Below are 14,197 nucleotides of genomic sequence, written 5' to 3'. Positions count from 1 at the left end.
AACCGAGATCGATGACCAATTCCCCATCTCCACGCGGAGCCGGCCTGGCGTTGCTGCTGCTCTGCGCTGCGAACTTCCTTGACGCCATGGATGTTTCCACCATCGGGGTCGCCCTGCCTGCCATCCAGACCGAACTTGGTATGCCGGCAACCTCGCTTCAATGGGCCGTCAGCGCCTATGTGCTAGGTTACGGCGGATTCCTGCTGCTTGGCGGCCGCGTCGCCGACCTCTTCGGCCACCGCCGCGTCTTTCTCTGGTCGCTTGGCATCTTCGCGGCCGCCAGCATTGCCGGCGGCTTCGTGGATAGCGGGCCGACGCTGATCGCTGCCCGCCTGGTGAAGGGAATCGCTGCCGCCTTCACCGCCCCGGCGGCGCTTGCCCTGCTGCTCTCCGTCTTCGGCGAGGGCGAAAAGCGGGCCAAGGCGCTCGGCGTCTTCGCCTCGACGGGTGCCACCGGCTTTGTGCTCGGTATGGTGCTCGGCGGTGCCGCCACCCTCGTGAGCTGGCGGGCAACGCTCGTCATGGGCGCTCCGGTCGCGATCCTCACGCTGGCGATCGCTCCCTTTGTCCTGCCTCCGGATGCTCGGCGCGGCGAGGGACGCAAGCATTTCGACTGGGCGGGTGCCTTGACGATCACCCCCGGCCTGCTGCTCTTCGTCTTCGGCATTACCAACGCTGCCGCAGCCGGCTGGAATGACTTCTTCACCTGGGGCTCGCTCGTTGCCTCCGTGGTGCTGATCGCACTCTTCCTGATCGTCGAATCGCGCCATGCCGATCCCATGGTGCCGCTGCATATCTTCCGCCGGGCAAAGCTCAGCCATGCCAATGCCATCGCCGCTTTGTTCCAGGGCGCCTATGTCGGCTTCCAGTTCATCGCGACGCTCTACTATCAGGATGTGATCGGCTGGTCGGCCTTTGCCACCGGCTTCTGTTTCGCTTTCGGCGGTGTCTGCGTGATGTTCCTTGCACCGCGTTTTGCCACTGTCGCGCAGATCCGCGGCACGACGGGCCTGATGGCGGTTGGCGTCGGGCTGCAGGCGACGAGCTATATCCTCTGGGTTGCTCTGGTCGGTCACATCGATCCGATCATCCTGGTTGCCTTGAACCAGATCCCGCTCGGCGTCGGTTATGCCATGACCTATCCGGCAATCCAGGTTGCAGCACTGTCTGACGTCGAGGAAGACAAGTCCGGCCTTGCCTCCGGCCTGCTCTTCGCTTCCTTCCAGATCGGCGGCGGCATCGTGCTTGCGGCCGCTTCCGCCATCTTCGCCGCAGCCCCGCACTTCGGCTGGGATCCCTATGTCGGCGGCATCGTCTTCGTGGCGCTGCTGGCGATCCTGATCACCCTGCTTGCCGCTGTCGGTCCGAAGAGCGCCACGCTTCGCCCGCAGGCCTATCAGGCAGCGGAATAATGCAAAGTGCCCGCGCCGCCCTTGCGCGGGCATCCTCTTTCAGGCCGTGTTCAGTCTCGGCCTATATGCTTGCGTTGAGGTTTCCGCGCAGCCGGGTCAGCATGTCACGCATGACCGCCATTTCCTCCAGCGTGCAGCCGATCGCCTCGCCGATTGAAGACATGATCGTATTGACCTCACCCCTCATCGCCTGACCTTTCGGCGTCAGTGACACGATGACCTGCCGCTCGTCGCGGGAATCGCGGGTGCGCTTGATGAGGCCATTCTGCTCCAGCCGCTTGAGGAGAGGGGAGAGCGTGCCGGAATCGAGATCGAGCTGCTCCCCGATCGTCTTGACCGGCAGTTCGGCCTTTTCCCATAGAACCAGCATGACGAGATATTGCGGATAGGTGAGGCCCACCCTGTCGAGTATGGGCTTGTAGGCGCGGGTGAAGGCATGCGCCGTCGCATAGACCGCGAAACAGAGCTGCTTCTCCAGCCGCTTTTCCTCTTCCGGTATTTCCATCACTTTCGCCGTTCTCGCTTTCATCGCTGCCATCCCTAGAGGTCTCATTGTCCTCTTTTCAATTCTGAATGCAATTTGCAAAATTCACTTGCGTGCAATTTAATTGGACGTTATTAAAAACTCAACCCGAACGAACGGGGCCAACCAAAGGAGATTGTCATGCCTATTCTCTATACGACCAAAGCTTCCGCCACCGGTGGCCGCGCCGGCCGCGCCGTTTCCGAAAACGGCGTTCTCGACGTCACGCTGACCGTGCCGAAGGAACTCGGCGGCGACGGCGCAACCGGCACCAATCCCGAACAGCTCTTTGCGGCCGGTTATTCCGCCTGCTTCCTCGGTGCCTTGAAATTTGTGGCCGGCAAGGAAAAGGTCAAGATTCCCGAGGAAACCACCGTCTCCGCAACCGTCGGCATCGGTCCGCGTGAAGATGGCGGCGGCTTCGGCATCGAAGTGGCCCTGACCGTCAACATCCCGGGTGTCGACCGCGAAACCGCCGAAAAGCTTGCGGCGGCCGCCCATATTGTCTGCCCTTACAGCCACGCGATGCGCACTTCGACCGAAGTTCCGGTCACGGTCGCCTGATTATTCTGTAATATCGATTGAGAAGGGCCGGGGCAGCGCTCCGGCCTTTTCGTTTGAATTCAATACGCCGCCTGCTGTTCCTTTGTTTCGGAATTCAGCCGTTGACTTCGCGCATGCCCATTTCGCCGTAGCGATCTCCGACCGCGCGGGGCAGGGCACTGGCGATTTCCTCGAGATCCTGCGCCGTCAGATCAAGGGCGGCCGCACCGAGATTCTCGTCCAGCCGGCTGCGGCGGCGGGTGCCGGGGATCGGAACGATGTTCTCGTCCTGCGCCATCACCCAGGCAAGCGCCAGCTGCGCCGGTGTTACGCCCTTGCGATGCGCAATCTCTTCGACCACAGCGACCAGTTCGAGGTTACGCTCAAAATTGTCACCCATGAACCGGGGCGAGGTCCGCCTGTAATCGTCAGGCGCAAGATCGTCGATGGATCGGATGGCGCCCGACAGGAAGCCGCGCCCGAGCGGCGAATAGGCGACGAGCCCGATCCCGAGTTCACGCAATGTCTGCAGCACGCCACCTTCAGGGTCGCGGGACCACAGCGAATATTCGCTTTGAACAGCCGTGACGGGATGCACGGCATGCGCTCGGCGGATCGTTTCAGGGCTGGCTTCCGACAGGCCGATATACCTGACCTTGCCTGCTTCGACGAGCTCCTTCATCGCGCCGACCGTTTCCTCGATCGGTGTGTGGGGGTCGACGCGATGGAGATAATAGAGGTCGATGTGGTCGACGCCGAGGCGCCGCAAGGACCCTTCGCAGGAAGCTTTGGCATAGTCGGGCCGCCCGTTGACCGTCTGGGTGCCAGGTATTGCTTCCAATCCGCGTACGATGCCGAATTTGGTTGCCAGCACCACCTGCTCTCGCCGGCCTCTGATCGCTTCACCCACGAGCTCTTCGTTGGTATGCGGGCCGTAGACATCGGCCGTATCGAGCAGGGTTACGCCGCGATCGAGCGCATGATGGATTGTCGCAATCGCCTCGCCCCTGTCCGCTTTCGTCGCGCCATAGGCCCAGCTCATGCCCATGCAGCCGAGGCCGATCGATCCGACCTCAAGTCCGTGCCCGAGCCGGCGTGTCTGCAATGTTTCGTTTCTCATCTCTCGTCCTTTCTTCCGCCTCCGCATAGGAGGCGATTTTGCCGTCGAGGACGCGAAGGCAGGCTTCGAGATCGGCCACATGGGCCCGGACACGCTCGCGATGCTCCTCGAGCATCTGGCGACGCTCGCTGAAAGTGGCTTTCCCGCTGTCGGCAAGCTTTGCATAAAGCAGCATGTCGCGGATCGGCATGCCGGTCGTCTTCAGACGGCCGAGAAATTCGATCCAGGAAAGGATGGAAGCGTCGTAGTCGCGTTGTCCGGATCGGTCGCGGTCGGCATAGGGTAGCAGGCCGATACGCTCGTAATAACGCAGCGTATGAGCCGACAAACCGCACCGTTTCGCGAGGTCACTGATCTTCATGAGACACCTGTTCTCGTCACGACGCCAACGAAGCTACGGCTTCGAGCGCACTCTAAGTCAAGAGGCTTTTGTTGCTTATTTTGCGGTCGTCAGATTCCGGTTTGCAGGATCAAGCCAGGTACTGCAGGTCCCGCCTCAGCTCATCCGCATTGCCGTTCGGCAGCTTCGTTTCCAGAGCAGCATGTGTGCTTTCCCATATCGGCAAGGCCTTCTGCAGTGCCGCTCGCCCGTCATCTGTCAGGCGGAGTAGGCGGCCGCGCCGGTCTCTCGGGTTGGCCACGATATCGACGAAACCCTTGCGCTGCAGCGGCTTCAGCGCCGCCGTCAGCGTGGTCTGGTCCATGGCGAGCAGGTTCGCCACCGGCCCCATGGGCGGTGGCTCCGGCCGGTTCAGGGACATCAGCAGGGAGAATTGGCCGTTGGTAAGGCCGACAGGCCGCAGCGCATCGTCGAACAGCCTTGCGAGCGCACGGGCGGCACGCTGCACATGCAGGCACAGACACGTATCCCGCACCAGAAGCGTCGTAGAGAAAGGAATCGTCACGTTTGACATGGCCTATTTCTATTGATATCAATGTATTTAGTCAAGACGAGGAGACTGTCCGTCGGAAAAGTCCGGCCGCGCCGGAGGAGGGCGCAGACCATGTTGAACAAGGTGATTCAAAATCCCGTCGTTTCCCGCGAGGAGTGGCTCGAAGCCCGCCGCGCCTTTCTCCTGAAGGAGAAGGAGGCAACCCATCTCAGGGACAAGCTGAATGCCGAGCGCATGGCTTTGCCCTGGGTGAAGGTGGACAAGGACTATACGTTCGACACCCTCGACGGCCCGAAATCGCTCGCCGATCTTTTTGACGGCCGCAGCCAGCTGATGGTCTATCACTTCATGTTCGGCCCCGAATGGGAAGCCGGCTGCCCTGGCTGCTCGTTCCTAGCCGATCACCTCGATGGCACACTGCCTCACCTCAACCACCACGACGTCACTCTCGTTGGCGTCGCCCGCGCGCCGCTCGCCAAGATCCGGGCCTACAAGCAGCGCATGGGATGGAAGTTTCCCTGGGTTTCGTCCTTCGGCAGCGACTTCAACTTCGATTATCACGTATCTTTCACGCCTGAGGACCTTGCCAAGGACAAGGTCTTTTATAATTTCTCTCCGATAGCGCCCTCTGATGCCAATGACGAACTGCCGGGACTTTCCGCCTTCTACAAAAATGATAAGGGCGAAGTGTTTCATACCTATTCGAGCTATGCCCGAGGTGCGGAAGAATTGCTCGGTACGTTGATGATCCTGGATCACGCCCCCAAGGGTCGCAACGAAGATTCGACCATGGATTTCGTAAAGCGCCATGACGAATATGAGGAAGCCCCCAAGGCCTCATCCAGCTGCCACTAACGCGATTCAACCTAAAGTAGGCGGCGGTCTTGCATCCGGAATTGCGTCAAAGCAGTGAGACAGAGCAGTTTCGGGACTCGAAGTAACACGGAAATGCTCTAGCCAGCCATCCATCATCCGCAGGAGAAGGACGATGAAGACCGCAGAAGTGCTGAAGGAGCATAGTTTTCTGGAGAGAATGGTCGGTCAATGGACCGTCAACGCTCCAGACATGACCGGTCAGAAGCCTTGGGAGGAGACCGTTCGTTCCCTGCAGGGTATCTGGTTTGTCGCTGAAGGCAGCGGCGAAATGACTGACGGCAAGCAAGCGACGACGATCCTGACCCTCGGCTACGACCCGAGCAAAGGCAAGTACGTCGGCAGCTGGATCGGCTCCATGATGGATTACATGTGGACCTATGAGGGCGAGGTCGAGCCGTCGGGCAACGTGCTGTCGCTGTATACGAGGGGGCCGGCCTTCGACGGCAGCGGCCTTGCTGACTATCGCGAGCAGATCACCTTCCTCGACCACGACGTCAGAACCTTCACATCGAGCACCAGGGAGCCTGATGGCACCTGGAAGCAGTGCATGGAAGCCAGATATACCCGCAAGGGCTGAAATTGCATGAAAGCCAGGAGACAGAACTCAAGCGTGGACCGAGGAGAACACGATGTCCAATACGCATGGCAAGTTCATATGGTGCGAACTGATGACGCCGGATCCGGACGCGGCGGCGAAATTCTATGGCTCGGTGGTTGGCTGGACGTCCAGTAAAATGCCGGCCGAAGACCAGCCGGAATACGTGATCTTCGAAGCGAACGGCGTCAGAGTGGCCGGCATGATGCCTTTTCCCGCAGAGTTGGAAGGGCAGGGCATTCCGCCGAATTGGACCGGCTATGTCGCCGTCGACAATGTCGATCAGTCGGCACGCGACTTCGCGGCAAACGGCGGTACCGTCCGCCGCCAGCCGGCGGATATTCCAGGCATAGGACGCTTTGCCGTGGTAGCCGATCCTGACGGAGCTGTGCTCTGCATCATGACGCCGCTGCCGATGGAAAATCCGCCGCCGGAACTGCCCTTCGACACGCCCGGCCATGTCGGCTGGCGCGAGCTCTACGCCAATGACGGGGCGAAGGCGTTCGACTTCTATTCCAAGCTCTTCGGCTGGACGAAGGATCAGGACTTCGACATGGGGCCGATGGGCGTCTACCACATCTTCGCCGAACATGGAAAACAGACCGGCGGCATGATGACCCGCCCACCCGAAGTCAAGATGGCCTTCTGGTCCTACTATTTCACCGTGCCGGCGCTCGATGCCGCGATCGAGCGCACCAATGCCGGCGGAGGCAAGGTCGTCAACGGCCCCATGGAAGTCCCCGGCGGCTGGGTCTGCCAGGCAGTGGACCCGCAAGGCGCCTATTTCTGCCTTTCGGCGGGCAAGCGATAGCCGCAAAATAGGGCGCATGCATCTCGCGCTTCTTCGTTCCTGAAAACGGCAGGAACGAAGACTTGGAACATGTGCCGTGTGGCCCCCCTCATCTGCCTGCCGGCATCTTCTCCCCGCTGGGGAGAAGGGATATGCCGCACTGCCTCTCATCACAAATGGCGGCGGCAAGAATAGGCTATTGCCGCAACTCCCCTCTACCCATTGGGGAGAAGGTGCCCGAAGGGCGGATGAGAGGGCACACGACGCGGCTGACGACGAATTGTAGCCTTCAAACCCTGTTACCCAGCCCCGCCAACGCTCGCAAAGAAGCCTTCCGGGCTCTCCACCTCCACCAGCTTTTTCCGCTCGATCAGCCAGAAGCGATTGCCGACCGCGCGCACGAAGCTGCGGTCGTGGGAGACGAGCAGGCAGCTTGCCTCATGGGCCAGCAACTCGCTTTCCAGTGCTTCCTGCCCCTCGATGTCGAGATGGTTGGTGGGCTCATCGAGCAGGTAGAAGTTCGGCTGCGTCAGCCTGAGCACCAGCATGCCGAGCCGTGCCTTCTGCCCGCCCGACAGCAGTTTGACCGGCTTGCTCTGCATCTCGATCGTCATGCCGGCACCGGCAAGCAGTGAGCGCGCCCGCTGGTCGCCGACATCGAAGCGGCGGATGATCGTTTGCAGCGGCGTGTCGGCATCGCTGAGATCGGCAAGCAACTGGTCGCCATAGCCGAGCACCAGCGAGGGTGTCGCCTTGATGCCGGCCTTTGCCGTTTCAGGCTCGGCGATCGCCGCGCGCAGCATGGAGACGAGCCGCGACTTGCCGGCACCATTGAGGCCGAGCAGCACGATGCGGTCGCCTTGGCAGATGAACTGCTTTCCCGTTCGGAAGAGCAGCATGCCGTCAGGCGTGGTGACTTCTGCATCCTCAAGCGTGACCAACACCTTGGCATGCGTGCCGCGATTGGCGAGGCGGATCGCGCCTGCTGAACGCTCCAGATGCGCAGGCTTTGCCGTTTCCTCCAGCTTTTCGGCGCGCTGTTTCAACTGCTTTGTCTTGACCACCAGCAGGTCGCTGCCGGAATTGATGCCGATATTGTTGAGCTTGGCCGCTTGCTTCCGCAACTGCTCGACCGTCTTCATGTCCTTCTCGTAGCGCCGCGCATCGGAGGCGTCAGCCTCGTCGAGTGCCGCTCTCGCCCGGCTATAGGGCAGGGAGAAGACCGGCGATTGCTCCGGCCGCAGGAAGAGCGTCCGGTTGGTCGTCGCATCGAGGAAGGCGCGGTCGTGGCTGGAGATGATCACGGGCGTATCGCGGGGCAATGCGTTCAGCCAGTTTTCCACCTGCGCGATCTTTTCGAGGTCGAGATGGTTGGTCGGCTCGTCGAGCAGCAGCACATCAGGTTCGTTCACCCATGTGCGGGCAATCAGTGCCAGCCGCTGCCAGCCGCCGCTGAGCTGTCGGAGCGGCCGCTCGCGCAATTCCTCGGGCACTTCGAGCGATTCCAGCACGACATCTGCACGCCAGCTTTCGCCGTCAGCCTGGTCAGGAGGAAGGGCGAGAAGCACGGCGTCACGGAAGCTGGCGTCGAGAAGTGCCGGTGACATATTCTGCTCCACATGGCCGATGGTGAGCCCGCGCGCCCGCGTAATCTCGCCTTCGGTCGGTTCCAGCTTGCCCGTCATGAGGTGGAGCAGCGTGGATTTGCCGCGCCCGTTCGCCGCCACGAGGCCGATCCGGTCGCCGGCATTGACGACGAGATTGAGTTTCGAAAACAGCGGGGCGGACAGAACGATGCCGAGATTGCGGATATTGATGAGGGTCATGATCGGATCCTGGTCTTGCCAAGCGATCGCGCCTATCCGGGGCTTGCAGCCATCGACGGAAAGCGCGTTATGCTTGGCGGATTATGAAATGCTGCAGCTTGAACGGCGGGCATTCAGGTGCAGCAGTGCCACTGGGGGCAGACCAGGAAGAGATTTACGAGAAACGGTCTCTGGTCAGCCCTGCAAACGCATCTGCAGGGCGTTGACTGGGCCACGCTGGCGATGATGCCGGAAATAGATATTCACGCGCAGCCCTCCTTTCTTTCTCGGTTACACGAGGGAAATACCATTGCTTGCGTCTGGAAACAAGGGATCACGATGGCAGTAAACACGCTCAGATGGTATAAAGGGCCTTCGTCATCCGGGGGCGTGGGGATGATTTCCGTTTCAAGGGCAGGCAGCACAGAGGATTTCGTCATCGCCGCTGGCTTCTGCGAGGCGCTCGGTGCCCTGGATGTGGCGATGGGACGTGATCATGGCGTTCCTGCCGAGATTGTCATGACGCTTTTTCACGGCGAAAATCATGAAAGCCTCGCCCGGAAATACACCTCCGACGAAGCGATGATGTTCCTCGCCAGATGGGAGGGAGCACCGGCGGGCTGCATCGCGCTCGCACCCTTCGAGACCGATGCCATGGAGATCCATAAATTCTACGTAGACCCCGCCTTTCGCGGCCGGGGCATCGGCAATGTGCTGATGCGGCGGGTGTTCGAGGAGGCAAAAAAGAGCGGCCGTCCCACTATGCTCGTCAATACCGCTGCCTATCTGAAAAGTGCGCTCTCGCTCTACGAAGCCTTCGGCTTTACCCATTGCCCGCCTTTTCACACCGTGCCGGCTGAAATCAGCCACACCGAAGTCTTCATGTCGCGATTGCTTTGATCCCGACACAATCGCTTCTTAGCGATGTCAGGCATCACGGGAAGGCACCGCATGCTCATCGCGCATCTGCACTATAGTTGCACAACACCCTGTGATCGTTGTAAGCGGCCGTCGATGGACTGAGGAAATTCCTGATCGAGGACGAAGCGATGGCAGGCGGTGACGACGAATATGTTTACGACGAGGCGACAGGCGAATGGCGCCCTGCCTCCGAGATGGCGGCAGCCGCACAGGCCGCGTCCGAGGTTCGTGACGCCTCGGGAAATGTGTTGAAGGACGGTGACTCCGTCACGCTGATCAAGGATCTGAAGGTGAAGGGCGCCAACCAGACACTGAAGCAGGGCACGGTCATCCGCTCGATCCGTCTGACGGACAATCCGGAAGAGATCGACTGCCGTCACGATACGATCAAGGGCCTCGTGCTGCGCACGGAATTTGTCCGTAAGCGCTGATCAAGGCATGTTGCGCAAAGCGTGCAGCGATTTTGCGCAATATGCGTCAAACAGGGATTTAAAGCGTGGCAAGCGAATCTGAAAGATTGCCCCACGCTTTAGTCTTAGCGCTTTAGGCTGCCGAGGATGCCACGCACCAGCGCCCGCCCAACCTGGGTCGCCACCGTGCGCGCAACGCTCTTCATCGCCGCTTCCACGACGGTTTCACGCTGGTAGCCGGCGCGGCCGCGAGACTGGCCGCGGGCGGGCTGGTCGTCGTCGGCGCCGCCAAAGCCCGGCAGCGTCCAGCCGGACGTCGTGCCGCCCTCCTGTGGCGCCGGGGCCTCTTCCTGCGCCCGCTTGGCGGCTTCGGAATCAGCCGCCTTCTTGGCACGTGCGGCGAGCATTTCAAAAGCGGATTCGCGGTCGATATCCTCGTCATAGACGCCGAGAACGGGGCTATGGTCCATCACTTGCTGGCGCTCGGCATCGCTCACCGGTCCGACGCGGCCGGATGGCGGGCGGACCAGCGTGCGTTCGACGATCGAAGGCGCACCCTTGGCTTCGAGCGTCGAGACCAACGCTTCCCCGGTGCCGAGAGTGGTGATGACCGTGGCGCAATCGAAAGCCGGGTTGGGGCGGAACGTATCGGCGGCCGTCTTCACCGCCTTCTGCTCGCGCGGCGAATAGGCGCGAAGCGCATGCTGCAGGCGGTTGCCGAGCTGGGCGAGTACCGTTTCCGGCACGTCGAGCGGGTTCTGCGTCACGAAATAGACTCCGACGCCCTTGGAGCGGATGAGGCGCACCACCTGCTCAACACGCTCGACTAGCACCTTCGGCGCATCGTTGAAGAGCAGATGCGCTTCGTCGAAGAAGAACACCAGCTTCGGCTTGTCGGGGTCGCCGACCTCAGGCAGTTCCTCGAAGAGCTCGGAGAGCAGCCACAGCAGGAAGGTGGCGTAAAGGCGCGGGTTCATCATCAGCTTGTCGGCGGCAAGCACGGAGATCTGCCCGTAGCCATTGTTCGACGTGCGCATAATGTCGGTGATCTTAAGGGCCGGTTCGCCGAAGAAATGTTCCGCCCCCTGCTGTTCCAGCACCAGCAGCGCACGCTGGATGGAACCGACCGAGGCTTTGGAAATCAGCCCGAACTGGCTGGAAAGCTCTGACGCATTCTCGCCCATATAGTTGAGCAGCGCCGTGAAGTCCTTGAGGTCGAGCAGCGGCAGGCCGGCCTTGTCGGCGATCTTGAAGGCGATATTGATGACGCCTTCCTGCGGCTCGGAAGCATCCATCAGGCGGGCCAGCAGCAGCGGCCCCATCTCGGCGACTGTCGTACGCACCCGGTGACCCTTCTCGCCGAAGAGGTCCCAGAAAATGACTGGAAACTGGTCGAATTCGTAATCGGTAAAGCCGATCTGCTCGGCCCGTTTGGTGAGGAAATCCTTCGGCTCGCCCTTGGCGGCGATGCCCGAAAGGTCGCCCTTGATATCGGCAGCGAAAACCGGCACGCCGGCTCTTGCAAAACCCTCCGCCAGCACCTGCAGGGTCACCGTCTTTCCGGTACCGGTTGCGCCGGTCACCAGGCCGTGCCGGTTGCCGAATTTGAGGTCGAGATATTCGCCCTTGTTGATGCTGTCGTCGGGATTGCGGCTTGCGCCGATGAAAATCTTGCCGTCCTCGAGCATGTAGAATGTCTCCCTCGGTCGATGCCGCCGCTCAATTCCAGAATATGCGGGATGCTCTTTCCGCACAGTCATGCAAATATCGTTTCTCTGTTATAAGCAGGCGACGGGAGACGGACAACTGTCTGTGTCAAAAGGAAAAGCAGGAGCGGGCACTCTCCAACGGAGCCGCTTGAGTTGCCGCCTTGATTCGATTACGTTGACGTTAACGTCAAATAGGAGGCAGACGATGAATGAGATTGTGACTGAAATCGCCAATCGTGTGGGCATTGCGCCTGATCTGGCCGAAAAAGCGCTCGGCATGATGCTCGGCTTCCTGCAGTGCGAAGCGGCCGACGGCCCGGTTGCCGAGATGATCGAGAAGATCCCCGGCGCCACCGAACTCGTCGCCCAGTTCAATGGCGAAGGTTCCAGCGGTGGCGGTGGCCTGCTCGGCGGCCTGATGAGCGCGCTCGGTGGTGGCGGCATCATGGGCCTCGGCCAGCAGCTGATGAGCGAAGGCCTCGGCATGAGCGAAATCACCTCGCTCGCCAAGGAAACCATAGCCATCGCTAAGCAACATGCCGGCGAAGAGGTGGTCGATCAGGTCGTCGCCTCCGTACCCGGCCTCAGCCAGTTCGTCTGAGGCGACTCATCATTTCCTGGGGCCCCCGGCATCGTCCGGGGGCTTTGTTTTTAAAGCCTTTCCCTCTTTTCTCTGTATGTTTTTCATGGCCGACACATTCCCGATCAAAGCTTTGCTGCCCAAGTCGGGCGGCCACCAATTCGTGCTCTATGGCGATTCCTGCTCGGGCGTTGCCGACGCTCTGCACGAGCGTACTATTGCATCCGTTAATGCTGTCTTGCGCAGGCTTGAACCCCAGCCGCAGTTCATTCTCTTTCCGGGCGATGAGATCATCGGCCTGACGACGGATGAAGCATCGCTGCGCGCCCAGTGGCGGCATTGGTTCGATGTCGAGATGGCCTGGCTCGACCGGGCGAGCATTCCGATGTGGCACACGACCGGCAATCATACGACCTATGACGAGATGAGCGAGGCCGTCTTCCGCGACGTGCTCGGCCTTCCGGCAAACGGGCCGGCGGGGCAGGAGGGGCTCGCCTATTGGGTTCGCCGCGGCGATCTGCTTATGGTTTTCGTACATACCCTCTGGAGCGGTCTTGGCGGGGAAGGTCACGTCGAAACGGAGTGGCTGGAGGCGACGCTGAAGGACCATGCTGATGCTCGCTATAAGCTTGTGCTCGGCCATCATCCGGTCTTTCCGGTCAATGGCTACGCCGGCACCTATCAGCGCGAGATCGGCCATGAATATGCCGAGCGCTTCTGGGATATTCTCGTGGAGGCTGGTGTTCTTGCCTATTGTTGCAGCCATATCCTGGCTTTCGATGTGCAGGTCCATCGCGGCGTGCTGCAGATATGCACGGCAGGGGCCGGAACCGCGCACAGAATGCCCGAGGGCGTCGAATATCTCCATTGCATCCAGGCAGCCCTCGATGAAGAGCGCCTTTGCTATCAGGTTCTCGATACCGAAGGCATTGCGCGGGAAAGCCTGCAATGGCCGCCTGTCCTTGCGCGCGAGGATAGATGGCTTAGCCTTCCCCATGGCGTGGGCGACGCTCTCTGGACTGGGCCGATGGGTGCCGACCGGATCATCGAACTGCGCCTGAGCGGCCGCATGGCATCGGACGCCCGGACCCCTCCGCAGACGATCTTCTCGGCTTTCGGCGATGAAGGCTTGGCGCCCCTATGGCTTGGCCTGCGCGGCAGGCGGCAGCAATTGACGCTCATCCTCGGTCGCGATCCCGGTCGCAGCCCCTATTATTTCTTCGGTCCGGACCTGCCGCCGGGCGAGGATTTCGATCTCCACATCCTCCTGCATGGCGGCATGGGACCGGGCGGCGTACTCTGGCGATGCGACGGCAGCGGGGCCTGGTCCTCCTTGGAGGCGATCGCCTCGGCAGGGCTTGAACGCCTCGTCTGGCCGTCTTGCTGGAGTGTCGGCCATGGTCAGAAAGGTAAGCGCGACCGCCCGTTAATGGGCGAGAGCCTGAGGCTGAGTATTGCAGGTTGAGAGGCGCAGGGCGGTTTTTGTCTCGATGAACACGAATGATCGATCTTCGCCGGTGATGAGAGCACCTTATTCGCCAATGGTCGGTTGTTTTTTTGAGATCAAAGCAAACCATCCGGCGGCGTCAGTCGCCGGATGGAAATCCGCACCGACTCTTCCTAGATAAGTGCATGCCGGATTTTTTCACCGACGGCCGGATCGGCTGGAACGATGGATGCCCAGATCCCGTTTTATACCGGCCAGATAAGAAGGAATATGGTCATGCGTACGGTCATTGCAGCAGCCTCGATCATTCTCCTCGGTTTCGCCGCACCGGTCTTCTCCCAAACCCTTGGCGATATGGACTATTCCGGTCGTTTCGGCGGCATGCCGCCTGGAACCGTGCCTGATGCTGACGCCAGCGGCGGCGGCATCTCCATTCCGCTCGACCCGGTCGAAAGCGAGAACATCACCGTCGTCGTTCCGTCCGATCGGACGGTTTGCCCGAAGCATGGCACGCGGGCATATCGCGTGGCCGAGCGCGATGGCACGCTGGCAGCCGCCTGCCGCTGACGGAAT

General features: G+C 60.9%; 16 protein-coding genes. 10 read left to right on the top strand and 6 right to left on the bottom strand.

Annotation, left to right across the window (positions count from 1 at the left end; genetic code table 11):
• The first annotated feature begins 11 nt into the window (after positions 1-11).
• Positions 12-1,412 carry an MFS transporter gene (locus FHT78_RS14450; RefSeq protein WP_183744936.1) on the top strand — a complete coding sequence of 467 codons (1,401 nt, stop codon included), beginning with the start codon at positions 12-14 and terminating at the stop codon, positions 1,410-1,412.
• A 61-nt stretch (positions 1,413-1,473) separates the two neighbouring features.
• On the opposite strand, the gene FHT78_RS14445 is transcribed toward FHT78_RS14450, so the two are convergent.
• Complete coding sequence (locus tag FHT78_RS14445) at positions 1,474-1,950, bottom strand: MarR family transcriptional regulator (RefSeq protein WP_183744934.1); 477 nt, start codon at positions 1,948-1,950, stop codon at positions 1,474-1,476.
• A 126-nt stretch (positions 1,951-2,076) separates the two neighbouring features.
• On the opposite strand from FHT78_RS14445, the gene FHT78_RS14440 reads away from it, so the two are divergent.
• Positions 2,077-2,499 carry an organic hydroperoxide resistance protein gene (locus FHT78_RS14440; protein ID WP_007818814.1) on the top strand — a complete coding sequence of 141 codons (423 nt, stop codon included), beginning with the start codon at positions 2,077-2,079 and terminating at the stop codon, positions 2,497-2,499.
• A 94-nt stretch (positions 2,500-2,593) separates the two neighbouring features.
• On the opposite strand, the gene FHT78_RS14435 is transcribed toward FHT78_RS14440, so the two are convergent.
• The 3 genes from FHT78_RS14435 to FHT78_RS14425 form a co-directional block, all read right to left on the bottom strand.
• Positions 2,594-3,583, bottom strand: a complete 990-nt coding sequence (locus FHT78_RS14435) for an aldo/keto reductase (RefSeq protein WP_183745374.1) — start codon at positions 3,581-3,583, stop codon at positions 2,594-2,596.
• Positions 3,552-3,959, bottom strand: coding sequence for a MerR family transcriptional regulator (locus FHT78_RS14430; RefSeq protein ID WP_183744931.1), 408 nt, complete (start codon positions 3,957-3,959; stop codon positions 3,552-3,554). Before FHT78_RS14430 ends, FHT78_RS14435 begins: the two co-directional genes overlap by 32 nt.
• 109 nt (positions 3,960-4,068) lie before the next feature.
• A complete protein-coding gene (locus FHT78_RS14425; RefSeq protein WP_183744928.1) occupies positions 4,069-4,512 on the bottom strand; it encodes a MarR family winged helix-turn-helix transcriptional regulator in 444 nt (147 codons plus the stop codon).
• A gap of 105 nt (positions 4,513-4,617) precedes the next feature.
• On the opposite strand from FHT78_RS14425, the gene FHT78_RS14420 reads away from it, so the two are divergent.
• The 3 genes from FHT78_RS14420 to FHT78_RS14410 all read left to right on the top strand — a co-directional run bounded on the left by FHT78_RS14420 (position 4,618) and on the right by FHT78_RS14410 (position 6,773).
• Complete coding sequence (locus FHT78_RS14420; protein ID WP_183745371.1) at positions 4,618-5,346, top strand: thioredoxin family protein; 729 nt, start codon at positions 4,618-4,620, stop codon at positions 5,344-5,346.
• Between the two features lie 133 nt (positions 5,347-5,479).
• Positions 5,480-5,944 carry a DUF1579 domain-containing protein gene (locus FHT78_RS14415; RefSeq protein ID WP_183744925.1) on the top strand — a complete coding sequence of 155 codons (465 nt, stop codon included), beginning with the start codon at positions 5,480-5,482 and terminating at the stop codon, positions 5,942-5,944.
• Between the two features lie 52 nt (positions 5,945-5,996).
• Positions 5,997-6,773 carry a VOC family protein gene (locus FHT78_RS14410; RefSeq protein WP_183744923.1) on the top strand — a complete coding sequence of 259 codons (777 nt, stop codon included), beginning with the start codon at positions 5,997-5,999 and terminating at the stop codon, positions 6,771-6,773.
• A gap of 278 nt (positions 6,774-7,051) precedes the next feature.
• Here the strand turns inward: FHT78_RS14410 and FHT78_RS14405 are convergent, their stop codons facing one another.
• Positions 7,052-8,578 carry an ABC-F family ATP-binding cassette domain-containing protein gene (locus FHT78_RS14405; RefSeq protein WP_183744920.1) on the bottom strand — a complete coding sequence of 509 codons (1,527 nt, stop codon included), beginning with the start codon at positions 8,576-8,578 and terminating at the stop codon, positions 7,052-7,054.
• Positions 8,579-8,695: 117 nt separating this feature from the next.
• On the opposite strand from FHT78_RS14405, the gene FHT78_RS29790 reads away from it, so the two are divergent.
• Positions 8,696-9,457 (top strand): GNAT family N-acetyltransferase, encoded by a 762-nt coding sequence (locus FHT78_RS29790; RefSeq protein ID WP_348644741.1) that lies wholly within the window; start codon positions 8,696-8,698, stop codon positions 9,455-9,457.
• 149 nt (positions 9,458-9,606) lie between these two features.
• On the top strand, positions 9,607-9,909 hold the full coding sequence (locus FHT78_RS14395; protein ID WP_183735631.1) for an alkylphosphonate utilization protein: 303 nt from the start codon (positions 9,607-9,609) through the stop codon (positions 9,907-9,909).
• A 104-nt stretch (positions 9,910-10,013) separates the two neighbouring features.
• Here FHT78_RS14395 and FHT78_RS14390 read toward each other — a convergent pair whose 3' ends face one another.
• Positions 10,014-11,576, bottom strand: a complete 1,563-nt coding sequence (locus tag FHT78_RS14390) for a helicase HerA-like C-terminal domain-containing protein (RefSeq protein WP_183744917.1) — start codon at positions 11,574-11,576, stop codon at positions 10,014-10,016.
• 226 nt (positions 11,577-11,802) lie between these two features.
• On the opposite strand from FHT78_RS14390, the gene FHT78_RS14385 reads away from it, so the two are divergent.
• The 3 genes from FHT78_RS14385 to FHT78_RS14375 all read left to right on the top strand — a co-directional run bounded on the left by FHT78_RS14385 (position 11,803) and on the right by FHT78_RS14375 (position 14,191).
• Positions 11,803-12,198, top strand: coding sequence for a hypothetical protein (locus FHT78_RS14385; RefSeq protein WP_183744914.1), 396 nt, complete (start codon positions 11,803-11,805; stop codon positions 12,196-12,198).
• Positions 12,199-12,283: 85 nt separating this feature from the next.
• Positions 12,284-13,642: a metallophosphoesterase gene (locus tag FHT78_RS14380; RefSeq protein ID WP_183744912.1), complete on the top strand. Its 1,359-nt coding sequence runs from the start codon at positions 12,284-12,286 to the stop codon at positions 13,640-13,642.
• A 258-nt stretch (positions 13,643-13,900) separates the two neighbouring features.
• Positions 13,901-14,191, top strand: a complete 291-nt coding sequence (locus FHT78_RS14375; RefSeq protein WP_183744910.1) for a hypothetical protein — start codon at positions 13,901-13,903, stop codon at positions 14,189-14,191.
• Positions 14,192-14,197 lie beyond the last annotated feature (6 nt).

This window comes from Rhizobium sp. BK196 (assembly GCF_014193255.1).
GTDB lineage: Bacteria > Pseudomonadota > Alphaproteobacteria > Rhizobiales > Rhizobiaceae > Rhizobium.
This window is presented reverse-complemented; position numbering and strand designations above follow the sequence as displayed.